The organism is Streptomyces sp. NPDC006435, from assembly GCF_040612315.1.
Lineage (GTDB): Bacteria > Actinomycetota > Actinomycetes > Streptomycetales > Streptomycetaceae > Streptomyces.
Window position 1 is genome coordinate 111,266 of sequence record NZ_JBEXPY010000018.1, and the last position, 25,071, is coordinate 136,336.

Genomic DNA, 25,071 nt, shown 5'->3' on the forward strand with positions numbered 1-25,071 from the left:
GGGTGCCGCCCTCGGGCCGTCACCGGGGACGGCGAAAAATCCGGCTCACTCGCTCAGCAGGCGGGCGACCTCGTCCTGGCCGCGTCGGCGGGCGTGCTGGAGCGCGGTCATGCCGGTCCTGTCCTCGATGCCGGGGTCGGCGCCCGCGTCCAGGAGGAGCTTCACGGTCTTCTGGTGGTCGGTGCCGCCGTCGCCGAGGATGACGGCCTCCAGCAGGGCGGTCCAGCCGAGGTCGTTGACGTGGTCGACGTCGACGTCGATGTCCGGGTTGGTGGTGACCTCCCGGACGTAGGCGACGTGACCGTGCTCGCCGGCCGGGATGAGGGAGGTGCCGCCGTACCGGTTGACGATGGTGTAGTCCGGGTCGGCCGCCGCGAGGGTCCGGGCCATGGCGGCACTGCCGGTCACCCCCGTCACCAGCCACGGTGTGTCGTGCTGCTGGTCCAGGGCGTCGGGGTCGGCACCGGCGTCGACGAGGACCCGCGCGGCCCCGACGTGGTCGCCGGTGGCCGCCAGCAGGAGCGGGGTGCGGTCGTTCCCGTCGCGGGCCTCCAGCCCGGCGCCCCGCTCGATCGCCTCGCGCACCGCGTCGACGTCACCGGAGCGCGCCGCTTCGAGCAGTGCCCGGTCGGCGGCCGACCGGGCGGGCGTGCCGGTGGGGGACGGGGCGCCGGTCCTGGCGGCCGAGGGCTTCCGCCCGGCATCGCCGTCGGACTGGGCGCCGCACGCGGTCGCGAGCGCGGCCAGGCCGACGAGCGGGGCGAACAGGAGGGCGGCGCGTCGTGTCGGGGCCATGGTTCCTCTCTCGGCGGTGGAGTCGAGGTCGTCGGGGTCGGGGTCGGGGTCGGAGTCGGAGTCGGAGGGCGGAGCCGCGGGTGGCGGGGCCGGGCGGTGGAGGTCTCGCACCGTCCATGTTCGACGCGTCGAGGGGGCGGCACCGTCGCTGAACCGGCTGGAGATGCGCAGGCATCGGGACGACACCGCTGTCGTCCGTTCGGACGATGCGCGACGCGCCCTCGTACCGACCCCATGAGAACACCCCGGAACCCGCTTCGTATACCAGTCGAAGTGGCATCAGGAGTAAATAGGGAGAAAGGTGAAGTTCTGTCGCGGTCCGATCCTGGAACCCTTGTTCCGCTTAGTCATTTCGTATACAAACTGGGTTCTGGTTCGCATCGAGCGACCGGGGCGATCCGGGCGGCCCGCCACACGGCACCGCCCCCCGCCGCCCCACCTCAAGCCGAAGGAGCCCCCATGACGCCCCCTCCCTCCCCGATGTCCCGACGCGGTGTCCTCGCCGGTGCCGCCTCCCTGGCCGGTGCCGGTGTCGCCATGTCCGCGGGCGTGTCGTCGGCCGCGGCCGACTCCCGCGGCGCGCACCGCGAGGCGGTGGTCTTCCGCAACGTACGGCCCATGGGCGCGGCGAAGCCGGTGGACCTCACGGTCGTCGACGGCCGCATCACGCGTGACCGGGCCCCCAGGGGAGCCAAGGTGATCGAGGGCGGCGGCCGCATCGTCCTGCCGTCCCTGGTCGACGCGCACATCCACCCAGACAAGACGACGTGGGGCGGTGAGTGGGTGTCGCGCAAGCCGGCCGACACCATCGAGGAACTCGCCCAGCAGGACGCGGAGTTGTTCCGCAGCCAGCGCCGCCCGGTGTCCGAGCGGGCGTACGCGCTGATGTCGCACGCCGTGACCCGCGGCACGCGCGCCATGCGGGCGCACGCCGACATCGCCCCGGCCTACGGCCTGGCCTCCGTGGAAGGCGTGGGACAGGCGCGCGAACGGCTCAAGCACGCGCTCGACGTCCAGATCGTGGCCTTCCCGCAGCACGGCGTCATCCGCACCCCCGGCACCGCGGAACTGCTGAAGGAGGCCGCCCGCGGCGGACTCGTCGACATGGTCGGCGGACTCGACCCGATCAGCTTCGACCACGCCATGGACGAGCAGTTGGACCTGCTCTTCGGCCTCGCGGACCAGTACGGCGTGGGCGTCGACATCCACCTCCACGACCGGGGCGAGACGGGCCTGACGGTGCTGCGCGCCATCATCGACCGCACCCGGGCGCTGTCGCTGAAGGGCAAGGTGACCGTCAGTCACGTCTTCTGCCTGCCCGGCCTCTCCGCCGCCGAACTGGCCAGGACGGCCGCGGACCTGAGCGAACTGGACATCGCCCTGACCACAGTGGCGCCGAGCGCGTCGTTGGTCCTGCCGATCGAGAAGCTTCGCGAGCACGGCGTACGGGTCGGACTCGGCTCCGACGGGGTCCGCGACTCCTGGAGCCCCTTCGGCAACGCGGACATGTTCCACCGGACCCACCTGCTCGGCTGGGTCACGGACGTGCGCCTCGACAAGGAACTGAACGCCTGCTACGAGGCCGGTGCGCACGGTGGCTCCGACGTCATGCGGCTGCCCCGCGCCGACCTCTCCCCGGGCTCGCCTGCCGACTTCGTCCTGCTGCGCGCGGAGTGCCTGCCGCAGGTCGTGGTGGACATGCCCGCCCGCGACATGGTCGTGCACGGCGGACGGGTGGTCGCCCGCGACGGCCGACTGGTCTGAGGACCTCCCTTCCCGCCCCGACGGCGTCCCGTCGCCCCGCTCCGCGCATAGGGTGACGGGACGCCCGGCGTACGCGCGGCCCCGACGCCGCGCCCACCCCGGAGCAGGGCGGGAAGGCACAGGGAGGACGGCACACGTGACGGCAGGCACCGGCCGGAAGGAAGACGCGGACGGGGAACGACCGTCCGCGCCGACGGCGCGCACCCCGCTGAGCGAGGTCGCGCGCCGGGCCGTCAGGGAACGCATCATCGACGGCAGCTACGCCCAGGGCGCCCGGGTCGTGGAGCGCGAGATCGCCGAGGACCTCCGGATGTCACGGGTACCGGTGCGGGAGGCGCTGCGGGCCCTGGTGGAGGAGGGGCTGCTCGACCTGCTGCCGCACAGCGGTGTGCGGGTGCGCAGGCTGGAGCGCGCCGACGTGGAGCACCTGTACGACGTGTGGGAGCCCCTGGCCATCCAGGCGTCCCGCCTCGCGGCCCGCCGGGTGGCCCTCGCGGGTTCCGGCGGGCCCGGCATCATGGCGGACCTGCGGGCCGTACTGGAACGGGCGGAGGCCGCGGCCGCCGCCGGGGACCGGACGCGGGAGAACGACGCCGGCACCGCCTTCCACGACGAGGTCGTGGCCCTCGCCGACAACCCGTTGCTCGCCCAGCTCATGCAGCGGCTGAGCGGCCAGCTGCGGTTGCTGTTCGGCCTGAACACGGAACCCGCCCCCATGCGCGCGCAGCACGGCGAGATGTACGAGCGCATCGCCGCCGGGGACGCCGACGCCGCGGGGGCGATCACCCTCCTCCACGTCCGCAGGAGCCGGGAACTCGCCCTGAGCGCGGTGACCGGCTCGACGGCCGCCCCCGGACCGGCGGCGGAACCGGGCCCGCGCCCCTGACCATCGGGACGGCCTGCCGTGTCGGCGTACGTCCCGGGGAGTGTCGCGAGTCGGTGACGGGACGGTCATGACCACCCGACTTCGGGCCGGAGCGGGCGGGAGCTGTTGCAGAGTGGTCCCACAGCTTCCCGCCGGGCCCCACGGGAAAACGGACGGGCCCATGTCGAAAGGTGCACAGACCATGCGCTCGATCCGCGGCGCCAAGTCCCTGCTGATCGCGACCGCGCTCGCCGCCGGGGTGTCACTCCTGACGGCGTGCCAGGGGGACGACTCCGCCGCGGGGACGCCCGGTCCGGCGGAGACCTCGGCGAGGTCCTCGCGGAACCCGTCCGCCGCCGACGGCGCGAGCGGAACGTTCGGGCCGGGCACGGTCTCGTACCTGACGCCGGGCAGGTACTCCATACACGTGTCCGGTGAGAGCCGGCTGTTCGCCGTCTCCGACGGGACCGAGATCCGCGGCGCCGGAACCATCTGCGGCGAGCCCGCCCCGAAGGCCACCGGCCGCTGCACCCAGGACGACCTGGAACGGGCGGGCGAGGGCGGGGTGTTCGCGACGGTCGTACTGGAGAAGGGCGTCGCCACACGGATCACCGAGGTGGACAACCCGGACAAGTCCTCGGGCGAGGACGACGGCCCCACGGCCGAGAGGTGACCGACGCCCCGTGAACCGCGGCACCGCCCCGTACGGTCGTACCGCGGTGCCGCCCCGGTCGGTCAGTCCGAAGCAGAAGCCGAAGTCGAAGCCGAAGCCGGAGCTGAGGCCGGAGCTGAGGCCGAAGCTGAGGCCGAAGCTGAGGCTGAGGCCGATGCTGATGCCGCGGCCAGCATGTCGAGGTGGTCCGCCACCGGTCCCAGCGTGATCAGGCCGCTGCCCGCCCCGCCCTGCTCGGACGCGGCGGGGGCGAGCTCCGCCCGTGCCCGCGCCATCACGTCCCGGTCGCCGACGGCGACGGCGGCGCGTGCGACCAGACACCACATGGCCTCGGACATCAGGTCGCGCGGCGGTGCCGGGGCGGCCCGCAGCGCCTCGCCCGCCTCCTCGACCCGCCCCTCGCCCACCAGGAGCACCGGGCGCACCCAGGGTTCGTACGGCCCCCAGTCGGCGTCGCGGTCCGCGACGACCGGCTCCCCGTGCCGCAGACGCACGCTCAGCAGCGCCAACGGCAGCAGGCCGCCGCGCAGTCCGGGCATCCCCGAGCCGGGCAGGCACCGCGCGGCCTCCTCGTAACCGGCCAGGGCCGCGGCCGGTGGCCCGGTCATGGCGGTCCGCAGCGCCCGGTACCAGGTGGTGAAGACGGCCACCAGCGGCAGATCGTGCCGGGCGGCCAGGGCATCGGCCGCCGCCGCGTGCCGGTCGGCCCCGGCCAGGTCCGCCACCGCGGACCTGGCCTGGACCCGGACGAGATGGCCGAGCACCTCGTACCTGACCAGCTGGTGGCGTGCCGACAGGGCCACCAGCTCCGCCCCGACGGTGTCCCGGCGGGCGGCCAGCCCGGTCCGTTGGAACGTCTGCATGAAGGTGCCGTTCAGGGCGAAGGCGAGCAACGAGGCGTCGTCGAGCCGACGGGCGATCTCCTCCGCGTGCCGGGCCGCGAGGAGGGGGCGGGCCGAGGCTCCGGACACCGCCCCTTCCACTGGCCCGTCCGCCACCCCGTCGACCGGTCCGTCCACCGGTCCGTCCACCGGCAGGACGCCCCGTGACTCCACGGCGACGGTCGCCAGCAGTCGGCAGCGCGTCGCGTCGTGGCCCCCGGACGGCAGCAGCCGCAGGGTCCGTTCCGCCGCCCCCACCAGCCACCGCGCCTGCTCCGGGTCGTCGGACCGGGTCCAGACGGCCGGTACGTCGTACAGCCCGATGACGCGCGCCGTCAGCTCGGGGTCGCCCAGCTGCTCCGCGGCGGCCACGGCCGCGACCCGGTGCCGCCGCGCCGACTCCAGCCCGCCCCCGCCCGTGACCGCCAGGTCCCGCATCAGGCCGGCCGTCGACTCCAGCCGGGTACGGGCCCGGGAGGCCAGGGAACTCTCGTACGCGGCGGTCGCCCGGCTCCACACCAGGTCCACCGCGGACGGGGCGTCGGGGTCCAGATGACCGGCGTGCCGCAGCACGTCCTCCTCCAGCCGACGCAGCCTCGGCCCGGGGTCCACCCCCAGGTGCTCGTGCAGCATGCCGCGCGCCCGCCGCAGGACGGACAGCGCGTCGGCCTGCCTGGCGGAGCGGTACAGCGCCAGCGCGAGCAGCCGCCAGCCCTCCTCCCGCCACGGGTGCTCCGCCACGTGCGCGTCCAGATCGGGGACGGCACCGGCCGCGTCGCCCAGGCCGATGCGGGCCTCCGCCCGGCGCTCCACGGCGTGCAGGCGCAACTCGGCCAGCCGGGAACGCTCCGTGCGCAGCCAGCGCTCGTCCCCGAAGTCCGCGAAGGCGGGGCCGCGCCACCAGCCCAGCGCCTCGGCGAGACGGTCGGCCACCCGGTCCGGCCCGGCGTCGCCCAGCCCGTCCAGCACGGCCTCGAACCGCCACGCGTCGACATCGTCCTTCGGGACCCGCAGGGCGTACCCGGGCCCCTCCGTGACCAGCAGCCGGGGCGGGGTCCTGGGCGGCCGGTCCGGCTCGACGGCCCGGCGCAGATCGCCGACGAAGGTGCGCACGGCGCCCACCGCATCGGCCGGGGGCTCGTCCCACAGGTCCTCCACCAGCCGCGCCACCGGCACGACCCGCCGATGGGCGACGACGAGCCGGGCCAGGACCGCGCGGTGCCTGGGGCCCTTGAGCGGAAGCGGGTCCCCCGCCCCGTTCCGGGCGATCACCGCCCCGAGCACCCCGAATTCCACACGCACCTCGTAGCCCTTCCTTTCCGCCCGCCGGAGCGATCCCGCCGGAGCCGTCCCGGTGGCGTGGCCCTGCTGAATCCGTCCCAACCTACAAGCGCTGATCCGTTGCTGATCGGATCCCCGCAGGGTGGAGGCACCGGACGGGGGCGGTCACCGCCGCCGCGGTCCGGGAAGGATTCGCTCGGAGCAAGGAGAAGCACCATGGACCGCACCGTCCCGGGGTTCGAATACCGGAGGACCCGGGTGGACGAGGGCGTCGAGCTGAACGTCGCCGTCGGCGGCAGCGGGCCGCCCGTCGTCCTGCTGCACGGCTTCCCGCAGACCCATCTGATGTGGCGGCACGTGGCCGCGGACCTCGCGGCCGACCACACGGTCATCTGCCCCGACCTGCGCGGCTACGGCGACAGCGACAAGCCGCGGGAACAGGGGCCCGACACCTATTCCAAGCGGACCATGGCCGCCGACGTCGTCGCGCTCGCGCGGAGCCTGGGGCACGAGCGGTTCGCGCTGGCGGGGCACGACCGGGGCGCCCTGGTGGCGTTCCGCGCCGGACTCGACCACCCGGCCGCCATCACCCACCTGGCCTGCCTGGACGTCCTCCCCACCCTGGACATGTGGGAGGTACTGCACGGCACGACGGCCGCCGCCGGTTTCCACCTGTACCTGATGGCCCAGCCGCCCGGCCTGCCCGAGACGATGATCGGGGCGAGTGCCGACGCGTTCTTCTCCCACTTCCTCGACGGCTGGACCGGCGACCCCGAGGCCCTGCCGGCCGACATCCGCGACACCTACCTGGAAGCATCCCGGAACGCGGTGCCGTCCATCGTCGCGGACTACCGGGCCTCCGCCGGCATCGACGTCGAGCACGACAGGGCCGACCGCGCGGCCGGGAGGCGGCTCACGATGCCGGTCTCGGTCCTCCAGCAGGACTGGGGCGCCGCGCTCGGGTACGAGGCCGCCGCCCTGTGGGGTGCCTGGGCCGCCGACCTGGAACACACCACCGTCTCGTGCGGTCACTTCATGGCGGAGGAGGCCCCGGCCGACATCGTGAAGGCACTGCGCGACCTGCTGGCCCGCAGCCCCGAAAGGAACGGGTGAAGGAGGACGGGAGGGGGGGCTCAGACGGTGGTGAACGCTCCGTCGACGAGTACGGGCGCGATTTCGCAGGCGTCCAGCTCCGTCGCGACGGCGACGTCGTCGGCGTGACCGATGCCGATGAGTTCGCGTCCCGAGGCGCAGTCCGCGACGGCGGCGCCGATGTCCTGCGTCCCGTCGAAGACGGTGGCAGCCATGGCGGCCTCCGGCGAGAGCCGGTCCCGGCCGTGCCGGCGCAGCGCGGCGATCACGGCCCCGGCGCCGAGCAGGTCCTCGAGGGCCGGCCTGAGACCGCCGTCGGGCCGGCGCTCGCCCGAGGCGATCACCGCGACGGGTCTCCCGACCGTTCCGTAACCCCGGTCGGCCAGCCACCGGCCGACAGCGGTCGGGTTCCGCAGCGACCCGGCGACCACGGTCGAGTCCCCGGCCGTCGCGGCGATGGTGGAGCCGTTGGGCGAGGGGAGCACCAGCCGGGGAACGGCGGGAGCGCGGCGCAGCGCGGCCGGGGACAGCGACCACGGCGAGGACCCGGTGACCATGCTCCGGCCCACGGCCAGGCGTGCGCCCACCTCGTCGGCGAGGGCCGCCGCGGTCTCGTCGCGCCGGTGGTGGGGAAACACCCTGGTCCCCGCTTCCACCGCGACCGTCACCGACGTGGTGAACGACAGCACGTCGACGACGACCAGACAGGCGGCGTCCTTCGCGAGGAGGGCCGCCCCGTCAGGGCCCCATTCGAACCGCACGCCGTGGCCCGCCTGTATGAACCAGTTACCCATGGCCGAGATCATGCCAGCATCCGGCGGGGCGCGCGGGCGGGTCGGGGATGCGACGGAAGTGAGGTCAGGGGGCGGGGACGCGATGGAAGAGGGGTCAAGGATGCGATAGAAAGGGGGACTTGACGAGCAGTCGGACACACAACGGGGTGGACGCTTCCCGCCGCCCGACCGGGCGCCGGGAGCGGCGGCCCCGCGGCCGGGGCCCGGAGGGGGAACCCTTCCGGGACGGGGCCGGAACCTATTACGCCGTAATACCAGGACCTATTACGGCGTAATGGGGAACACGGCGTCGGCGAGGGGCGATCCGGGCGGAACCGGCCGGTGTCCCGTCGCGCGGACGACGGTGCCGACCGCCGTTCCCGCGTTCCCCGGTCACGGGAGACGCACCGATACTGCTACTGCCACTTGCAGCACACACGGCTCGCGGTGGACCTTCTTCCACCCGGCGAGACATTTCACAGCGGAAGGCCAAACACGGTGACGACCGTCGCATACCAAGGTGAGCCCGGGTCCAACTCGGCGACCGCTGCCCGCGTCCTGTACCCCGAGGGGCGCGAGCTGGCCTGCACGAGCTTCGAGCAGGCCCTGGACGCCGTGACGTTCGGCATGGCCGACGTGGCGGTGATCCCGGTGGACAACTCCGCGGCCGGACGCGTCGCGGACGTGCACCAACTGCTGCCCGAGTCGGGCCTGTTCGTCATCGCAGAGTACTTCCTCGCCATCCGCTTCGACCTCATGGGCGTTCCCGGTGCGACGCCCGAGGGCGTGGAGTACGTACGCAGCCATGTGCACGCCCTGGGGCAGTGCCGGAAGATCCTGCGCGAGGGCGGCTGGCGCACCCTCGTGAGCGACGACACGGCGGGCGCGGCCCGTGAGGTGGCGGAGCTGGGCGATCCGCGGCACGCGGCGCTCGCCCCGCCGGCCGCCGCGGAGCTCTACGGCCTGGAGGTGCTGCGGTCGCAGGTCGAGGACGACCCGGAGAACACCACGCGGTTCGTCGTCCTCTCACGGGACTCCGTCCTCGCGCCCAACACCGGCGAACCGACGATGACCAGTCTCTTCTTCAGCGTGCGGAACATCCCCAGCGCCCTGTTCAAGGCGCTCGGCGGATTCGCGAGCAGCGGGGTGAACCTCACCAAGATCGAGAGCTACCAGATGGGTGCCGGGCTGAACGCCAGCCGCTTCTACGTCGAGATCGAGGGACACCCCGACGAGTCCCGCGTCGAACTCGCCCTGCACGAGCTGCGTTTCTTCTCGTCCGAGGTGCGCATCCTCGGCGTGTACCCGGCCCACCCGCACCGCCGCCGGGAGCACATCGGCTGAGCGGCGGAGCGAGCACCGTCGTACGGGAAATTTCGTTGCTTCCACCGGGTCGGGCCGCCTACGGTCCGGATCATGCTGCCCCTGGTGGAAACGGATGAGGAGTGGGACGCGATCGTCCCCGACGAGACGGTGATGCGGCCCGGGGCGGAGGATCTCTGCGCGCGCCTCGGGCTGGCAGACGAACCACTGACCCGGTTCTCCGAAGGGTCGCAGCCGGTCTACGCGGTCGGCGACGAGCACGTCCTCAAACTGTTCCCGGGCACCGCCGCGCGGGACGGCGTCGCCGAGGGCCGCGTCCTGTCCCACCTCCAGGGGCGGCTGCCCGTGGAGACGCCGCGGGTGCGCGAGGCCGGGGCGTACGGGAACGGCTGGCGGTACGTCCTGATGTCCCGGCTCCGCGGCGAGAACCTGGCCCATGCCTGGGACCGGGTGCCGCAGGCCGACCGGGAACGGATCGTCGCCGAGATCGGCGAGGCACTCGCGGTCCTGCACTCCCTCGACCCCGGCCCCCTCGCGGACGTCCTCGGCCCCGGCGACTGGGGTGCCTTCCTGGACCGGCGACGCGAGGAGACCGTGGAACAGCAGCGCGGACGCGGACTGCCGGCCGAGTGGCTGGAGCAGATCCCGGAGTTCCTCGCCGCGACCCCGCTGCCCCGCGACCCGCACCGTTCCCTGCTGCACACCGAGGTCATGCGGCAGCACTTCCTGGTCGATCCCGACGGATGGCGCCTGACCGGACTCTTCGACTTCGAACCGGCCATGATCGGGGACCGTGCGTACGACTTCGTCGGGGTCGGCGTGTTCGTCACCCGGGGCGATCCGGAACTGCTCGCCCGGCTCATGGGGGCGTACGGCCGCACCTTCGAGCCGGACCAGCTCCTCGCGTACACATTGCTGCACGTGTACAGCAACCTCTCCTGGTACCTGCGGGAACTGGGGGAACCGGAGAAGCGGACACTGTCCTCGCTCGCCGAGGAGTGGTTCGCCACGGCGTGACGCGGACCGGGCCCTTCCCTTGAACCGGCCTTCCCCCGGCTGTCATGAGTTGCCGGTTCAGTCCGCGGCCGGGGGGCTCTCCGTCCCGGCCGTGCGGGACCAGGAGAGCCCTTCGAGCTGCTCGATGCCCTGGTTGAACTCGACCAGCAGGGTGAGGAACTGCTCGGTCCGCCGGTCCGTCCACCCCGTCGCCCCGATGAGGCGCGTGGTCCCCGCACGGCTGATGGCGCGGTCGGCCTCCAGGCGCTCCAGGCCGAGCGCGGTGGGGCGGAACTTGCGGGCCAGCCCGCCGTCGGGGTCGGGGATGCGTTCCACCAGGCCGTTGCGGAGCATGGCGCTGATCTGGCGGTTGATGGTGGAGACGTCGACCTGGAAGGTGTGCGCCAGCTCCTTCAACGTGAGCGGCTCGCCGATCTCCAGCCGGGTGAGCAGGACGTAGGCCGAGCGTTCCAGGCTCTGACCGATGCGAGGTCCCCGCGCGGCGACGAAGTGCCGGGACAGCAGGGTCAGCTCCCGTTCCAGATCACCCAGCCGGCGTTCTCGCTCACTCATGTCCTCGGACCTCTTCCACCGTCGGTTCCCCCTCATCATCGCCCATGCCGCTTCCGGCACGAGGGCCACATCACCATGTTTGTGCACAGTGCATATCATGTGTACTGTGCATATTGTGTGCACGATGCCCATTGGGTTCGGCGAGGCCGCCCCTGGTGCCCGTGCACGAGGGGGCGCGGCTTCCCGCGACCCCGTACGCACCGCTCGCTCCACGGCGGGAATCCGCCTCGAAAGGACATGGCCATGGAACGCCTCAAGGACAAGGTCGCGGTCATCACCGGCGCGGGCAGCGGCATCGGAAGGGCCGCTGCCGAGCTGATGAGCGGGCAGGGCGCCCGCGTCGTGGTCGCCGACCACGACGCCCGGAGCGCCGAGGAGACCGCCGGGATCGTCGAGGCCGCGGGCGGCCGGGCGCTGCCCGTCACCGTGGACGTCACCGACGAGGGCTCGGTCGCCGACATGGTGGCCGCGACCGTCGGTGAGTTCGGCTCCCTGCACGTCCTGTGCAACCACGTCGGCGGGACGAACCCGCGCAAGGACCTGGACCTGCTGCGCATGGACATGGACGAGTTCGACCGGGCCGTCGCCCTCAACATGCGCAGCACCCTCCTGGGTTCCCGGCACGCGGTGCCCCACATGATCCGGGCCGGCGGCGGCTCCATCATCAACACGGCCTCCGTGGCCGCGCTCGTCGGCGACGTCCTGCAGACCTCCTACGGCGCGGTCAAGGCGGCGGTGGTCAGCATCACGAAGTCGATCGCCGTCCAGTACGGCCCGCAGAACGTGCGCTGCAACGCCATCGCCCCCGGCGCGGTCATGACCCCCGCCCTGGAGAACAACCTTCCCGCGGACGTCGTCGAGGCGCTGAGGAAGGGCAACGCCCTGCCGTACCTGGGCTCTCCCGAGGACATCGGCCACACCATGGTGTTCCTCGCCTCCGACGAGTCCCGCTACCTCACCGGGCAACTCCTCGTTGTCGACGGCGGCATGAGCATGCAGTCCTCCGCGGCCCCCGGCCGCCGCGCCATGCTCCCCGGCTGACCCCGGCCCCTCTCATCGGCTTCCTGCCCCCGGTCCCGGCCCCGACATCGCCCCCGGCTGGCAGGATCGGGACCATGTCGAAGGATCTGTTGCTGCTCCGGGCCCGCGGGCTGTGGGAGAACCTGGCCCGGGTGCCGGTGTCGTTCGCGCCGACGGGTGAGGTGGACGTGGTGGTCTCCCCGTCATCGGGGCTGTGCCCGGCCGGTTGGGTCGGGGTGGTGGCCCTGGGCGGCTCGGCGATCGTGACCGCACCGACCGGGGACGCCGCCGCGATCGTCCGGGAGGCGCTGGGGCGACTGCCGGAGGGGGCCGTCGCGGACGGTGCCCGGGTCCGGGAGGTGCTGCCCGTCACGGGGGTGCTCGGGCCGGCGGCGCTGTCGTACGTGTCCCCGGAGGGCTTTCGCCCGGTGGGAACGGATGGGTCGACGGGAAGGGGCGGGCCGACGGGAACGGGTGGGCCGGTGGTGGAGCAACTGCCATGTGACCACCCGGAGTTGCGGCGCCTGGAACGGTCGGTCGGCGACGACGAGGCCGGAGAGGCCGCGCTGGACGAGATCACGTCGCCCGCTTTCGTGGTCCGCGAGCACGGCCGGGTCGTCGCTGCCGCCGGTTATCGGATCTGGCCGGGCCGGACCGCCCACATCGGTGTGCTGACCGCGTCGGAGGCCCGGGGGAGGGGGCTGGCACGGGCGACGGGTTCGGCGACGGTCGCCCACGCCCTCGCCGCCGGACTGCTGCCGCAATGGCGTGCGCGGCTTCCCGCCTCCCGACGCGTCGCGGACGCGCTGGGCTTCGAGGAACTGGGCTTCCAGTTGAGCGTCGAGATCGCCGGGGACCTGCCCGGGTGATCGTGCCGGGCCGGCCCGGCGGCCGGTTCAGCCGCGCTCGGCCGCGACGATCAGGAAGTTGGGCAGGTGGACGTAGCTCTCGATGCCGGGCGTGGTCGGCCGTGCCTCCTCGGCAGCCCCGGGGTCGAGGCCCGGCTCGGCGAGTTCGCGCAACCGGCAACCCAGGGAGGCGAGTTCGTTGAGGTAGGCCGAGACCGGACGGTGGAAGTCGGAGGCGTAGGGCTGGGGAATCTCGTACTCCTCCAGATACCTGTCCGTGCGGTGGGCGCCGTGGGTGCGCCAGGTGGTCAGGAGCTGTTCGAAGGCGGGATGGTTGACGGAGAAGACGAACAGTCCGCCCGGACGCACGGCCCGCACGCAGGCCCGCATGGCGGGCTTCCAGTCCGGTACCGACGCCAGCACCATGCTGCACACCACGGCATCGAAGCCGCCGATCCGCTCGGGCAGCCGGGCGAGGTCGGCCTGGACGTACCGGATGCCCTGCCGCAGGACCTCCTCCCGCTCCCGGGCGTAGCCGAGCATCGCGTCGGTGGGCTCGACGGCGGTGACCCGGGCCCCGCGGTCGGCGAGCATGCGGCTGAAGTAGCCCTGCCCGCAACCGGCGTCCAGGACGCTTCTGCCGCGCAGGTCGCCGAGCATGCGCAGCAGCACCGGATTGACCAGATGGCGTTTGGCGAAGTCGCCGTCGGGGTCCATCGCCTCCATCGCCTCGCGGGGAAAACCGTTCCACCGCTGGATGGCTGCTTCGTTCGACGGATATGCGGGCACAGCCGCGAGCGTAGTGCGATTTCCCGGGCGGAGCCACGGTCAGGGCCATGGCCGCGACAGCAGTTACGGCTGCGGCTACGGCAGTGACGGCTGCGCGGGCAGGGTCTCGTACCCGGCGAGGAAGAGCCGCAACGAGCACTGGTCCTCGGCCTCGACGAACACCTGCTGCCCCCAGTGGGAGGTGAGGCGGTGCGCGACGTCGATCAGCCGGCGGCGCTCCTCGGGGGAGTACGCGGGGAACCGGACCCAGCCCCGGTCGGCGATCGTGTTGCCGAGCTCGCCGAACAGCACCGCCCGCGCGCGCCGCTCCTCCTCGTCGGTGAGCGGAGTGGGACCGTCCTCCGCGGGCTGCCACCGGACGTTGTACAGGTCTCGAATCACTGGTCGCTCACAGATCGTTCGGATTCGGTCGGGTTCGTTCCCGCAGAGGCTACTCGACGGTGCCGCACCGCCGACCGCCCCCGATCCCGCCGCCGTGGGCACGGGGACGGCGGGCACGAGGGCGGCGGACACGAGGGCGGCGGACACGGGGACGGCGTTGTCACAGCCGTGCGGTAGAACGCTGCTGGCGGACACCGGCAGAGGGGCCGTCGCCACGACCGGCATGCCCCAAGGCACCGAGGACCCCGGAGGCGTGTCGAGAGCCGAGGGAGCACCGCCCCGGGCCCGTCCCCTCGGCCGCCCGGCCCGTACGCAGTTCACCGGACAGGCCCCCGGGCCACTTGGACAGCCAGCAGCAAGGGAGCGACCAGGAATGACCGACCAGGACCCCATGACCACGGTCAACTCACCCGCCGGGTACCGCGTCATCACCGTCGAGGAGGCGGAGGAACGCTTCCGGCTCTCCGACGGGATCGGCTACCCGTACGCCGATTTCGCCGACGAGCAGGAGATCCGGCTGTACGAGGGCGGGCTGCACGTCGCGGGGCACCTGGAACCGGAGGGCGGCGAGGACTGGATCCCGTACAACACCGTCGTGGACGGCGATCTCACCATCGACGGCGACCTGGACTGGTGGGACAACGGCGGCGGCAACTTCCTCGCCGTGACGGGCACTTTGCGGGCCCGGAACGTGTTCCTGTACGGCTGCCCGAACGTGCTGGTGCGCGGGAACCTGGAGGTGACGGGCGGCATTCGCGGCTCGTACGGGGACGACGGCGGCATCCTCACGGTGCGCGGCAGCACCCGCGCGTCGATCGTCATCGGCATGCTGTACTTCATTCTGGACTTCGCCGAGCAGCCGCAGTCCCTCCTCGTCGGCGACCCCTGCCGCACCAACGTCCCCGTCGACTTCACCGACGGGGAACTGGGCGGCATCCTGCTGCCCGAACTGCTGAACAAGCACGGCGAGGCCGACTCCAGGAAGATCCAGGAGGCCATGGGCGAGGGACGCCAGATGCTGCGCGCCGGGGTGCGCCCGAGCCGCGTCATCGCGCTGGAGGAACTGGACTCGTTGCTGGACCGGGCCGACGAGGTCACCGAACTCGACCTCTCCGGACGGAAGCTCCACGGCTTCCCGGAGCAACTGCTCGCCTTCCCCCGCCTGCGCGTCCTGTCCCTAGCGGACAACGCCGATCTCGGCGCACTCGACGCACGCATCGGCGAACTCACCGCCCTGGAAGAACTCGACGTGTCGGGAACGGGGCTGACCGGGCTGCCCGAATCCATCGGCGCCCTCCGGAACCTCAGCGTGCTGGAGATATCCAGCAACCGCTTCACGGAACTCCCCGAGTCCCTCGGCGACCTCGGCCGCCTGGAGGTCCTGCGCGCCGGACATCTGACCTGCCGGCTCCCCGAACGGATCGACCGGCTGCGCGCCCTGCGCGAGCTGGACCTGTCCTGCCTGAACCAGGGGCGCTACTACTGCGACACCCTGGTCCCGTTCCCCGAGGCCGTCACCCGACTGACGGGACTGCGCTCCCTCGACCTGTCCGACACCTGGCTGGAGTCCGTCCCCGACACGCTGCTGGACCTGACCGCGCTGGAGGAGCTGAACCTCAACTCCTGCGCGTCCGCCCGGCTGACCCGGCTGCCCGAACTGGCCCGGCTGCCCCGCCTGCGGGTGCTGCGGCTCAGCGGCCACACCCCGTGGACCGGACAGCCCCCGGCCTCCAGGGACCTGCTCACCGGCATCTGGGACATCACCACCCTGGAACACCTGGAGCTCGACCGCTGGGGCCAGGAGACCTTCGAGGGGGAGAAGGTACGCACCGCGTTCAGGTCCCTGCCCGAAGACGCCTTCGCCCGTACGCCGAACCTCCGCCACGTCGACCTGGCGTTCAACGAGCTCACGACCCTTCCCGAAGCCTTCTTCGCCCTGCGCCACCTGGAGTCCGCGAATCTCCGGGACACCGGGCTCGACCGGCCGACGCTGGACCGGTTGCGCGCCACGTTCCCCGGCACCCGACTCGATCTGAGGGGCACCGGGGGCAAGGAGGTCGTCCACGACCCGAACTGGCAGGCCGTGCACGCCCTGGTCAGGGACGGCGCCGGAAAGGGGCCCGAGGAAGCGGTCGCCGCGTACAAGGAAGCCATCGCGCTCTGCGTCCCGGGATCGAGCTACTCCGACTACGACCGGCTCTACGCCCACTACGCCCTGGTCAACATCCTCGGCGAGCTCGGCGACGGGGCGACGGACGCCGACCGCCCCGCCCTGGACGCCGAACTCGTCCGGTACGCCGAACAGGCCATGTCCCTGATACCCGGCACGATCTGGCACTTCACCGACGAGGGCGCCTTCCAGGAGGAGGTCAGACGCCGCACCGGCAACGCCCTGGCCTGGCACCTGCTGCGCGGCGGCGAACCGGAGCGTGCGCTGACCGCCGTGGAACAGGCGCTGGCCGAGGCGGAGGGCCCGTTGCACGACTTCATCCATGACACCCATGTCCGCATCCTGCTGGCCCTCGGCCGCACCGACGACGCCTATCGGGTGGCCGACCGGGTCCTCACCCGTGACCCCGGGTTCGAGGACCTCGTCGACATCGCGGCGCTGCCCGGGTTCCAGCGGTGGCGGCAGGCCCAGCGCATCGACAGGGCGCTCGGGGACGCCCGATGACCCCCGCCCCTCCCGGACTCGCGGACCCCGGGCCCCCGGGCCCCGGACCTCGCGCACCGGGAGGGACGTCCACGAGGTGACCGCCCGCGCCGCCACCTTCCTGCGGTCCCCGCCACCGCTCGGCCGGCCGTGATCCGCGGCGTGCGCACGGGGCTCAGACCCCCGTGGTGGAGCCGGGGCGGACGATCATCAGCACGACGACGACCGCCCACAACAGGTTGAAGACGCCCGTGACCATGGCCAGCCGCGCCGTCGCCGACCGCGTCGCCACCGCGGTCACAGCGACACCCCCGGCACCGGCCTCGCCCGCGGCACCGGTGCCGGGGCCGGGGCCGGTGCTCGTTCCTGCGGGGTGGGACAGCAGCCGTTGCTGTCCGGGCAGGATCGCCAGCAACAGCAGGGCCGCCGCGGCGGCGGTCAGCACGACCGACGCCAGCAGCCAGGCGTCGGTCAGGACACCGAGCCGGGCGCCGGTGGCGACCCCGAAGACAGGGACGGCGACGCCGAGAACGGTGTACCCGCGGCACACCCGGTGCAGGAGCGCCGCGGTACGGACGTTCTGCCCCTCGGGGCCGCCGCCTTCGGCGTCCGGTTCCCGGATGAAGCGGGGGAACATCGAGGCCGCGACGGTGATCGGCCCGATCGCCAGGATCGCCGCCAGGACATGCGCCGAGAGCAGGAGTTCGGTCATCGGAACCCTTCCGGATCGCCCGTCGGCGGATTGCCCGTCGACGGATCGTCACCAATGGATTGCCCACCTATAGGTTGGCTGCCCATCTATAGGTAGCACGCCCGTGCACGCTTTGGGTAGGCTGCCTGACCATGAAGGCGAGTGCGGTACGCGGGCACCTGGACGGACTTCTGCTGTCCGTGCTGGAATCCGGCCCGCTGCACGGTTACGCGGTCATCACCGCGGTTCATGAGCGCAGCAACGGCGTGCTGGAGTTGCGCAAGGGCACCATCTACCCAGCTCTCAACAAGCTGGAGCGGCTCGGGCTGCTGCGCAGCGTCTGGGAGTCCGAGGGCGAACGCCGTCGGCGCTGCTACGAACTCACCGACGCCGGCCGCCGCAGCCTGGCGGCGGAGCGGTCGGTGTGGAAGGAGTTCACGGCCGCCATCGGCGCAGTGCTGGAGCCGGCTCCGGGCCCCGGGCACGCGACGTGAGGACGCCCGGCGGTGACGTCGACCCCATAGAGGCCCATGTCGCGGAACTGGCCGCGGCGCTCCACGGTCCCGCCCGGGTCAAGTCCCGGATGGTGACGGAGTTCAGGGAAGGGCTCGTCGACGCCGCCTCGGACTTTTCGCGCGGGCCCGAATCCGATCGCGACGCCGCCCGTCGGGCGGTGCACGAGTTCGGCACCGTGGCCGAGATCGCGCCGAGCTTCCAGCACGAACTCACCATCGCCCAGGCCCGCCACACCGCCCGTACGGTCGCGCTGGTCGCCCCTCTGCTGCTCATGTGCTGGTACCTGGCGCAGGCGTGGGACGGCTCCACGGGGCACCGACTGCCCGATCCGGTCCCACTGCTGGTCGCCCATCTGGGCGGCGTCGCGGCCTCGGCCTCGCTCCTGGCGGCGGCGGCCCTCGGTGCCACCGGCGTCCTCGCGCGCCGGTTTCCCACCCCGCACCGGCTGCCGCTCGTCGTCGCCTGGGCCGCCACCACCACGGCGGTGACCCTCGGGGCCGGCGCCCTCACCCTCGCCCTCGCCTCGGCGCTCGCGACGGACTGGCCGTCGAGTCTGGTCGCGGGCGTGGTGGTCGTCGTCTTCCATGCCAGGGTCGCCGCCTCGGCGCGCGCCTGTCGCGAGTGCGCCCGGCTGTCCGTCGCCGCCCCCTGCTGAGATTCCGACGGAACGCGGAACGTGAGGGTGGTGTTCGGTCGGTTGCGGGTGCCGACGGGATTCGAACCCGTGGACGGTGGGGGGGCAGGCCCGCCCTGGTCCCCGTAAGTCGATGCGGGAGGGCCTCACCCGCACCGATCGCAATAGGCCGCTCTGCCACAGCCCCACAACCTGCGGGAACTGCGCAGTCCCGCTGCGGGGAGCGTAGAGGACCGGGCCCGGTGGGGCGAACTCTTTTGCGGGACGCACCTTTTGCGGCGCGCCCCTTCGCCGGGCCCGGTCGCGACGGGCCGGTCGCCGGGATGTCGGTCGTCGGGGTGCCGGGTCCGGTCGCCGGGGTCGTCGGGTCCGGGCCTCACTCCCCGGCCGGAGCGCTGCCGCGCACGGCTCCGGTGGCCCCGCTCACCAGCATGGCCACCAGCCGGTCCACCTGCTCGCGCGGATCCGGCGCGCCGGGCCAACCGGTCATCAGGAGGTGGTGAACGGCTCCGACCAGCGCGAGCGCGACAGCGGTCGTGTCCGTGCCCTCGGCGACGCGGCCGAGGCGCCGCTCGGCGTCCAGGTAGCGCGCGATCGCTTCCTGGACGGCCGTGAACCCCGGTGCCCCGCCCTCCAGTTCCTGCCGTATCCGGAGGGCGGCGGCCGGGCGCGTCATGGCCAGGCCGGCGATCACGGGGCCGCCGGAGTCGAACAGCGCGCTCGCGACGCCCATGAGGTTCGCCGTCACCGTGCCCGAGCCCGCCAGGCCGGGAAGCTCCTCGGCCAGCCGCGCGGTGCGCGCGAACCTGTCCAGGCACAGCTCGGCGACGAACTCGTCCAGCCCGGCGAAACGGGCGTGCAGCATGCCTTTGGCGCACCCCGCCTCGGTGGTGATCGCCCTGCTGGTCAGGGCACCCGGACCATCCCGTTCCAGTACGCGTTCCGCGGCGGCGAACAGCCGCTCCCTGACGTCGGGCATCGCCACTCCACGCGGTGACATGAGCCCCTCCCGATGCTGTCGTCGTCCGCCCCGGCCACTTTGGGGATTGCCGGTATGGGCGTGTGCCCATACTGTATGGGCACACGCCCATCATAGGCTCGCCCACCCGGCGCCCGACAGGAAGGCACCCGATGCGCAACGTCGTCAACACCGAACAGGCCCAGGCGTGGAACGGCTACGAAGGCACGTACTGGGCCCGCAACCAGGACCGTTGGGACGCCGTGAACGCGGGCTTCGACCAGCCGTTGCTCACCGCCGCGGCCATCGACGGGCACGACCGGGTGCTCGACGTCGGATGCGGATCGGGGCGGACGACGCGGCTCGCCGCACGCCGGGCGGTGAACGGACGGGCCCTCGGCGTCGACCTGTCGGGCCCCATGCTCGAACGCGCCCGCGCGAGCGCGGAGCGGGAGGGCCTCGGCAACGTGACGTTCGAGCACGCGGACGCCCAGGTCCACCCCTTCGGACCCGGCGCCTTCGACGTGGCGACAAGCCGCTACGGGGTGATGTTCTTCGCCGACCCCACGGCCGCGTTCGCCAACATCGGAGGCGCCCTGCGCCCCGGCGGCCGGCTGGCGTTCATCTGCGCCGCGGACGCCGACCTCAACGGGTGGGTGCGGGCCATGGCGGCGCTGCGGGACCACCTGCCCCTCGGGGACTTCGGAGCACCGGGGCGCCCCGGGATGTTCTCCCTGGCGGACCCGGACCGCATCCGTGAGGTGCTGTCCGGAGCCGGTTTCGTACGCACGGCTCTGCGCCGGGTCGAGGCGTACGGGGACTGGGGGCGGAACGCCGAGGAGGCGGCGGCCTTCCTCCTGGGCACCGGCCCGGGGCGCCACCTGACCGGTCAGGTGTCCCAGGACGCCCGGGACCGCGCCCGCGAAGCGCTGGAGGAACACCTGCGCGGCCACGAGGAGAACGGGGCGGTCCGCCTGCTCAGCACCGCCTGGCTGGTCACCGCGACCCGCCCCGAGTGATCGCCCCCGACCGCTCGCCGCTCCCGGGGGAGCCCATGACCATCGCTACTTCATCATGCCGAAGTGACGGACCCCGGCCGGTCGGCGCCGGTGACCGGTCGTGGCCGCAGCGGGACCCCGTCGGGCGGTGTCCCGTACGAGGCGCGGGCCCGGAGCAGGGTGGGCAGATGTTCCCTGCTCCAGGCCCGCGCGGCCGCGATCAGCGGGAACAGGCTGCGCCCCAGCGCCGTCAGCTCGTACTCGACCCGGGGCGGGCTCTCGTCGTACGCGGTGCGGGTCACCAGGCCGTCGCGCTCCATGGACCGCAAGGTCTGGGTGAGCACCTTCGGGGTGATGCCCCGCAGGGGCGTCCGGAGATCGCTGAACCTCCGTGCCCCGCCCTCCAGGCAGAGCACGACCATCCCCGTCCATTTGTCGCCGATCCGGATCGGCATGGCGTTGGACGGGCAGATGGGGTCGAACATGTCGGGATCCAGCGGCTCGGTCATGGATGCGAGGGTAGCCTCAGTATCTTTGAGGTAACCAGTATCTCTTGGATACCGTCCTTCTCGGTGGCGGAAGTCGCCGCCGGGAGGGGCATGCATGAGTGAGATCGTTGTTTTTGGGGCCGGTGGTCGTGCGGGCCGGGCCGTCACCGCCGAGGCACGCGCCCGCGGGCACCTGGTCACCGCGGTTGTCCGCGACCCCGAGAAGCACGCCGCCATCGGGACGGACGGCGTCCGTGTCGTCCGCGGCGACATCGGTGACCCGCGTGCGGTGGCCGGGGTGAGCAGCGGGCATGCCGCCGCGGTGCATGCGGTGAGTCCGTTCTCGGGACCCGAGCAGGGTTTCGACGACCTCGACCCCGAGTTCTTCGTCCGGGCCGCCGATGCACTGCTGCGGGGTCTCGCGGAGGCCCGGGTGCCCCGGCTCGTCGTGGTCGGGCTGTTCGCGAGCCTCGAAACCGGGGACGGCGGGCTGGTGATGGACGATCCCGAGCTGTTCCCGCCGCAGATCCGGCCGTTCGCGCTCGCGCACCGGGCCGGGTTGGAAAGGTTCCGGGCGGCAAGGACGCCGGTCGACTGGCTCGTGCTGACCCCGCCGGCCCTGCTGGAGGCGGGCGCTCCCCGGACCGGCCGCTATCGCGTCGGGGGCGAAGTCGTGCCGGAGACGGGTCCGGCGCATCTGTCCTACGCGGATCTGGCGGTGGCGCTGCTGGACGAGATCGACGCTCCGAGGCACCACCGCGCCCAGGTCTCGGTGTTCGACTGAAACACGGTCAGGGGGCGGGGGAGCAGGGGATCAGCGGAGAGCCGACGGCTGATGGAGCCGCTGACCCGGGTGCGCGAGGCGTGACGCCGTTCCGCAGGCGCCGCAGGCACCGGAGTCCGGTGCCTGCGGAACGGCAGGAGTACGGGGCGCTCAGCCCAGCCGGGTCGTGGCGTACGCCTCGATGGCGTCCCGCTGGTACGCGGCCAGGCCCGGCGCGATCGACTCGTACGCCGCACACCATTGCTCGTTGTCCACGCAGGAGCGCCCGATCGCGCGGTACTCCTCGACGGAGACCGCACGGAGCACGGTCAGCGCCCGGTACTGGGCATCGATCTCGGCCTGTGCCGGGGCGGCGTCGGCGGGCACGCCCGCGACCAGCAGCTCGGCCAGCCGGATCATCTGCGCCGTGCGCTCGCGGTGCCCGGTCTCGATCTGCGTCTCGCTCATCGTCGAGGTGTACCGCTCGATGTCCTCGGCCAGCCCGGGGAAGTCCCGCAGGCTCTCCTCGTACTGGGCGGGCCGGACGCCTTCGAAGAGGTTCTCGGGCCGGTTGATGGCGGTCATGGCTCTGCCGTCCTTCCTGGACTGCTCCAGTTCGGCGATCGTGCGGGAGACGGTGTCGGCCAGGGCGTCGAGCCGGTCGCGTTCGGCGAGCAGACGATGGTGGTGCCCCCGCAGGGCCTCCACCTCGTCGATCTGCTCGGCCAGGACCCCGCCGATCCCGGGCAGTCCCAGGCCCAGCGCCCGCAGCACGAGGATCTGCTGCAACCGCAGCAACTCGCCTTCCTCGTAGTAACGGTGGCCGTTGGTGCCGATCCACGCGGGTGGCAGCAGCCCGATCTCGTCGTAGTGCCGCAGGGTCCGGGCCGTCACGCCCGACATCCGGGCGACCTCCGCGGTCGACCAGGCCATCGCCACCTCCGTCTCCCCCACGAGTGTTTCGCCGGGCCGGTTTCTCCGGCCCTGGTCAGGACGGTAGAAGCTTCCGCTGCGGCAGTTTCAAGCCCGAGCCCCGAGCCCCGAGCCCCGAGCCCCGAGCCCCGAGCCCGAGCTTTGAGCCCCGAGCTCCCGGGCGCCGATCACTGAGCCCGGGACCGCCGCCGTCCCGGCCTCCGTCCGGGGCCCTCGCTCACCAGTCCCGGGTGGCGATCAGCTCCTCCACGTCCGCATCCGTGAACCCGTAGGCCGTCGCCACGAACCAGAAACTCTCGCCTATGTCCTCCCGGGCAACGGTCTCGATCTCGCTCCCCGCCGCCTCGAACTCGCTCTCCAGGAGGTTGAACTCCTCCGTCGCCGCCTGCGTGAGCACGTACAGGGCCGGCAGGTCCGCCGGCTGCTCCGCCTCGATCCGCTCGCACAAGCGCAGCAGGATCGCCTTGCCCTTGTCGACGACGTGATCCGGGAAGTACTCGTCCGCGTACATCTGGTGCAGGAGGAGGTCCTCGTTCACCTGCTGGTTCGTGATTGGCATGGCGCCTCGTTCGCTCGGTGGAGTCCGACGTGCCGATCATGCATCACCCCACTGACAACCCGGTGGTGGCTGCTCCGGCCGACCGGCGGACGAGCGTCCGGAACGGCGTTCGTGCTCACCGGCCCGGCAGCGTGCGGACGAACGCGTCGCGAAGACGGGTGTGCTCAGTGGTCATGAACCGGTGCAGGGTCCGGGAGGCGAGGGCGACCCGTGGCCTGCGTGCCGGTCTGATCGGGCCGTGGCACGGCGCGCTGGGGTTGCTCGCCGCCGCGCTGCAGTTCGGTTCGGCCACCCTCGCCCGCTGGGTCGTCGACAGCGGTGGGGTCCTCGGCCTCCTCGGTCTCGCGGGCTGGCTGATGTGGGTCGTCTGGATCGTCGGGTACGGCGTCGTCCTGATCCGGCGTGAACCGGATGCCTCCGCCCGGGGGTTCGGCGGGGGAGTCCGTCGGGCGAGTGCGTGACCGCCCGGCCGCCGCGGGCGCCGTCGGGCGCGTCCCGGCCGGGGAGGGCCGCCGGCACCCCGCGGAGTCGGGAGGCGCATGCGGCGGGGTGGGGGAGATTGCCGTTGTGGCCGCCGGGGAACTCCACCGGGTCGGTGCCGATGAGGGCGGACGGCTCCCGGGCGCAGCGGTGGTCGAAGACGGTGTGCGGTGTGGTGCGGCCGCCGTGGCGGCGGTCACGCCCACAACATGACCAATCGCTTTAGATGTATTGAAATGGATGGGTCGGGGGTGGCTGGTCACGGGCTCACGGATGGGGGCGAGGAGCATCCGCCGGACCGGAGCCGAACGGGCGCGGACCGGAGGCGGATGGGCGTGGCCCGGGGCCGGATGGGTGCGGGCCGGAGGCGGGTGAGGAGCGGTGGGCCGCTCGCCGGGGTTGTTCGATGAGCACCTCGACGCCGTCCAGTATGCGTTCGAGCCCGAATTCGAAGAGCGTGCCGAGTTCGAGGTCGAACCCGTCCTGGTCGAAGAGCGTGGACAGGACCGGATAGGCGCCGGTGGTCTGGATCGCCTCCATCCGCGGCTCGTTGGAGGCCAGCCACTCCTCGGGGGTCATGCCGGTGTCCTGCCGCGCCTGGGTCTCCAGCTCGATGGCGGTCGCGATGCCCTGGGCGTACCCGAGGAGGGAGAGGTGGACGTGGAGCATCTGGTCCGGAGTGAGCCCCAGCCCGTTCACGGCGCTCAGTATCCGCTCGGTGTAGCGCATCGCATGGGGCGAGGCCATCGGCCGGGTGAGGGCGGCCAGGGCTCGCGCCAGCCAGGGGTGGCGTTCGTACCGTTCCCACAACCACCTTGCCTCCAGGGTCAGTCGCTCGCGCCAACCGGACGGCCGCGGCCCCGTCGGTTCCTCGCGGAACACCTCCTCCGACATCAGCCGCACGAGTTCGCCCTTGTTCGGCACGTGCCGGTACAGGGCCATGGTGGAGACCCCGAACTCGGTCGCGACCCGGCGCATGGAGAGGGCGGGGAACCCCTCCGTGTCGACGAGCGTGATCGCGGCACGGACGATGCGTGCGCGGGTCAGGGCCCGGCCGGGTACGGCGTGTTGGGCCCGCACCGGCTCCGCGACCACCGTGCCGACCCCGGGCACGGCCCGCACCAGACCCTCCTGGCCCAGCGCGGCGAGCGCCTTCGTGGCGGTCGCCATCGCGACGCCCCACTCCCGGGTGATGTGCCGGGTGGAGGGGACGCGGTCGCCGGGGGCGAGTTCGCCGGAATCGATGCGACGACGGATGTCCCCGGCGATACGGAGATAGGGCGGATCGGCTGCCATGCCCACACCGTACTAGTGCACTGGGAGGGCATTCTGCCTGGTTACTTC

At 72.7% G+C, this 25,071-nt stretch carries 26 protein-coding genes; 14 read left to right on the forward strand and 12 right to left on the reverse strand.

Annotation, left to right across the window (positions count from 1 at the left end):
• Window positions 1-45: 45 nt before the first annotated feature.
• Window positions 46-621, reverse strand: a complete 576-nt coding sequence (locus ABZZ04_RS19425; protein WP_356933460.1) for an ankyrin repeat domain-containing protein — start codon at window positions 619-621, stop codon at window positions 46-48.
• Window positions 622-1,254: 633 nt separating this feature from the next.
• Between ABZZ04_RS19425 and ABZZ04_RS19430 the strand changes: the two genes are divergently transcribed.
• The 3 genes from ABZZ04_RS19430 to ABZZ04_RS19440 all read left to right on the forward strand — a co-directional run bounded on the left by ABZZ04_RS19430 (window position 1,255) and on the right by ABZZ04_RS19440 (window position 4,097).
• Complete coding sequence (locus tag ABZZ04_RS19430) at window positions 1,255-2,559, forward strand: amidohydrolase family protein (protein WP_356933421.1); 1,305 nt, start codon at window positions 1,255-1,257, stop codon at window positions 2,557-2,559.
• 208 nt (window positions 2,560-2,767) lie between these two features.
• Entirely contained in the window at window positions 2,768-3,445 is a 678-nt protein-coding gene (locus ABZZ04_RS19435; RefSeq protein ID WP_356933461.1) for a GntR family transcriptional regulator, read from the forward strand.
• Window positions 3,446-3,605: 160 nt separating this feature from the next.
• On the forward strand, window positions 3,606-4,097 hold the full coding sequence (locus tag ABZZ04_RS19440) for a hypothetical protein (RefSeq protein WP_356933422.1): 492 nt from the start codon (window positions 3,606-3,608) through the stop codon (window positions 4,095-4,097).
• 62 nt (window positions 4,098-4,159) lie between these two features.
• Here ABZZ04_RS19440 and ABZZ04_RS19445 read toward each other — a convergent pair whose 3' ends face one another.
• Complete coding sequence (locus tag ABZZ04_RS19445; protein ID WP_356933423.1) at window positions 4,160-6,280, reverse strand: AfsR/SARP family transcriptional regulator; 2,121 nt, start codon at window positions 6,278-6,280, stop codon at window positions 4,160-4,162.
• Between the two features lie 195 nt (window positions 6,281-6,475).
• Between ABZZ04_RS19445 and ABZZ04_RS19450 the strand changes: the two genes are divergently transcribed.
• On the forward strand, window positions 6,476-7,372 hold the full coding sequence (locus ABZZ04_RS19450) for an alpha/beta hydrolase (protein ID WP_356933424.1): 897 nt from the start codon (window positions 6,476-6,478) through the stop codon (window positions 7,370-7,372).
• A 20-nt stretch (window positions 7,373-7,392) separates the two neighbouring features.
• Here the strand turns inward: ABZZ04_RS19450 and ABZZ04_RS19455 are convergent, their stop codons facing one another.
• Window positions 7,393-8,145: a 2-phosphosulfolactate phosphatase gene (locus tag ABZZ04_RS19455; protein ID WP_356933425.1), complete on the reverse strand. Its 753-nt coding sequence runs from the start codon at window positions 8,143-8,145 to the stop codon at window positions 7,393-7,395.
• A gap of 477 nt (window positions 8,146-8,622) precedes the next feature.
• On the opposite strand from ABZZ04_RS19455, the gene ABZZ04_RS19460 reads away from it, so the two are divergent.
• Both ABZZ04_RS19460 and ABZZ04_RS19465 read left to right on the forward strand, forming a co-directional pair.
• Entirely contained in the window at window positions 8,623-9,468 is an 846-nt protein-coding gene (locus tag ABZZ04_RS19460) for a prephenate dehydratase (protein ID WP_356933426.1), read from the forward strand.
• A 72-nt stretch (window positions 9,469-9,540) separates the two neighbouring features.
• A complete protein-coding gene (locus ABZZ04_RS19465) occupies window positions 9,541-10,464 on the forward strand; it encodes an aminoglycoside phosphotransferase family protein (protein WP_356933427.1) in 924 nt (307 codons plus the stop codon).
• 57 nt (window positions 10,465-10,521) lie between these two features.
• Here the strand turns inward: ABZZ04_RS19465 and ABZZ04_RS19470 are convergent, their stop codons facing one another.
• Entirely contained in the window at window positions 10,522-11,016 is a 495-nt protein-coding gene (locus ABZZ04_RS19470) for a MarR family transcriptional regulator (protein ID WP_356933428.1), read from the reverse strand.
• A gap of 243 nt (window positions 11,017-11,259) precedes the next feature.
• On the opposite strand from ABZZ04_RS19470, the gene ABZZ04_RS19475 reads away from it, so the two are divergent.
• The gene (locus tag ABZZ04_RS19475; protein ID WP_356933429.1) at window positions 11,260-12,057 is read left to right on the forward strand and encodes an SDR family NAD(P)-dependent oxidoreductase; all 798 of its coding nucleotides are present in this window, start codon (window positions 11,260-11,262) and stop codon (window positions 12,055-12,057) included.
• Between the two features lie 74 nt (window positions 12,058-12,131).
• Window positions 12,132-12,905: a GNAT family N-acetyltransferase gene (locus ABZZ04_RS19480; RefSeq protein WP_356933431.1), complete on the forward strand. Its 774-nt coding sequence runs from the start codon at window positions 12,132-12,134 to the stop codon at window positions 12,903-12,905.
• A 27-nt stretch (window positions 12,906-12,932) separates the two neighbouring features.
• Here the strand turns inward: ABZZ04_RS19480 and ABZZ04_RS19485 are convergent, their stop codons facing one another.
• Both ABZZ04_RS19485 and ABZZ04_RS19490 read right to left on the reverse strand, forming a co-directional pair.
• The gene (locus ABZZ04_RS19485; protein WP_356933432.1) at window positions 12,933-13,673 is read right to left on the reverse strand and encodes a class I SAM-dependent methyltransferase; all 741 of its coding nucleotides are present in this window, start codon (window positions 13,671-13,673) and stop codon (window positions 12,933-12,935) included.
• A 75-nt stretch (window positions 13,674-13,748) separates the two neighbouring features.
• Window positions 13,749-14,054, reverse strand: coding sequence for a hypothetical protein (locus ABZZ04_RS19490; RefSeq protein WP_356933433.1), 306 nt, complete (start codon window positions 14,052-14,054; stop codon window positions 13,749-13,751).
• A gap of 373 nt (window positions 14,055-14,427) precedes the next feature.
• On the opposite strand from ABZZ04_RS19490, the gene ABZZ04_RS19495 reads away from it, so the two are divergent.
• Window positions 14,428-16,728, forward strand: a complete 2,301-nt coding sequence (locus ABZZ04_RS19495; RefSeq protein WP_356933434.1) for a hypothetical protein — start codon at window positions 14,428-14,430, stop codon at window positions 16,726-16,728.
• A gap of 154 nt (window positions 16,729-16,882) precedes the next feature.
• Here the strand turns inward: ABZZ04_RS19495 and ABZZ04_RS19500 are convergent, their stop codons facing one another.
• Window positions 16,883-17,419, reverse strand: a complete 537-nt coding sequence (locus ABZZ04_RS19500) for a hypothetical protein (RefSeq protein WP_356933435.1) — start codon at window positions 17,417-17,419, stop codon at window positions 16,883-16,885.
• Between the two features lie 131 nt (window positions 17,420-17,550).
• Between ABZZ04_RS19500 and ABZZ04_RS19505 the strand changes: the two genes are divergently transcribed.
• Both ABZZ04_RS19505 and ABZZ04_RS19510 read left to right on the forward strand, forming a co-directional pair.
• Window positions 17,551-17,892 carry a helix-turn-helix transcriptional regulator gene (locus ABZZ04_RS19505; protein ID WP_351833127.1) on the forward strand — a complete coding sequence of 114 codons (342 nt, stop codon included), beginning with the start codon at window positions 17,551-17,553 and terminating at the stop codon, window positions 17,890-17,892.
• Window positions 17,889-18,569 carry a hypothetical protein gene (locus ABZZ04_RS19510; RefSeq protein ID WP_356933436.1) on the forward strand — a complete coding sequence of 227 codons (681 nt, stop codon included), beginning with the start codon at window positions 17,889-17,891 and terminating at the stop codon, window positions 18,567-18,569. Before ABZZ04_RS19505 ends, ABZZ04_RS19510 begins: the two co-directional genes overlap by 4 nt.
• Window positions 18,570-18,924: 355 nt before the next feature.
• Here the strand turns inward: ABZZ04_RS19510 and ABZZ04_RS19515 are convergent, their stop codons facing one another.
• On the reverse strand, window positions 18,925-19,548 hold the full coding sequence (locus tag ABZZ04_RS19515) for a TetR/AcrR family transcriptional regulator (protein ID WP_356933437.1): 624 nt from the start codon (window positions 19,546-19,548) through the stop codon (window positions 18,925-18,927).
• Between the two features lie 131 nt (window positions 19,549-19,679).
• Here ABZZ04_RS19515 and ABZZ04_RS19520 point away from each other — a divergent pair, with 131 nt between their 5' ends.
• Window positions 19,680-20,525, forward strand: a complete 846-nt coding sequence (locus tag ABZZ04_RS19520) for a methyltransferase domain-containing protein (RefSeq protein WP_356933438.1) — start codon at window positions 19,680-19,682, stop codon at window positions 20,523-20,525.
• A gap of 53 nt (window positions 20,526-20,578) precedes the next feature.
• Here the strand turns inward: ABZZ04_RS19520 and ABZZ04_RS19525 are convergent, their stop codons facing one another.
• Window positions 20,579-21,013, reverse strand: coding sequence for a helix-turn-helix domain-containing protein (locus ABZZ04_RS19525; RefSeq protein WP_356933439.1), 435 nt, complete (start codon window positions 21,011-21,013; stop codon window positions 20,579-20,581).
• Between the two features lie 94 nt (window positions 21,014-21,107).
• Between ABZZ04_RS19525 and ABZZ04_RS19530 the strand changes: the two genes are divergently transcribed.
• Window positions 21,108-21,776 (forward strand): NAD(P)H-binding protein, encoded by a 669-nt coding sequence (locus ABZZ04_RS19530; protein WP_356933440.1) that lies wholly within the window; start codon window positions 21,108-21,110, stop codon window positions 21,774-21,776.
• Window positions 21,777-21,926: 150 nt separating this feature from the next.
• Here ABZZ04_RS19530 and ABZZ04_RS19535 read toward each other — a convergent pair whose 3' ends face one another.
• Window positions 21,927-22,688, reverse strand: coding sequence for a MerR family transcriptional regulator (locus tag ABZZ04_RS19535; RefSeq protein WP_356933441.1), 762 nt, complete (start codon window positions 22,686-22,688; stop codon window positions 21,927-21,929).
• 217 nt (window positions 22,689-22,905) lie between these two features.
• On the reverse strand, window positions 22,906-23,247 hold the full coding sequence (locus ABZZ04_RS19540; protein WP_356933442.1) for a DUF5713 family protein: 342 nt from the start codon (window positions 23,245-23,247) through the stop codon (window positions 22,906-22,908).
• Window positions 23,248-23,420: 173 nt separating this feature from the next.
• On the opposite strand from ABZZ04_RS19540, the gene ABZZ04_RS19545 reads away from it, so the two are divergent.
• The gene (locus ABZZ04_RS19545; protein ID WP_356933462.1) at window positions 23,421-23,708 is read left to right on the forward strand and encodes a hypothetical protein; all 288 of its coding nucleotides are present in this window, start codon (window positions 23,421-23,423) and stop codon (window positions 23,706-23,708) included.
• A 286-nt stretch (window positions 23,709-23,994) separates the two neighbouring features.
• Here ABZZ04_RS19545 and ABZZ04_RS19550 read toward each other — a convergent pair whose 3' ends face one another.
• Window positions 23,995-25,023, reverse strand: a complete 1,029-nt coding sequence (locus ABZZ04_RS19550) for a TetR/AcrR family transcriptional regulator C-terminal domain-containing protein (RefSeq protein ID WP_356933443.1) — start codon at window positions 25,021-25,023, stop codon at window positions 23,995-23,997.
• Between the last annotated feature and the right edge of the window lie 48 nt (window positions 25,024-25,071).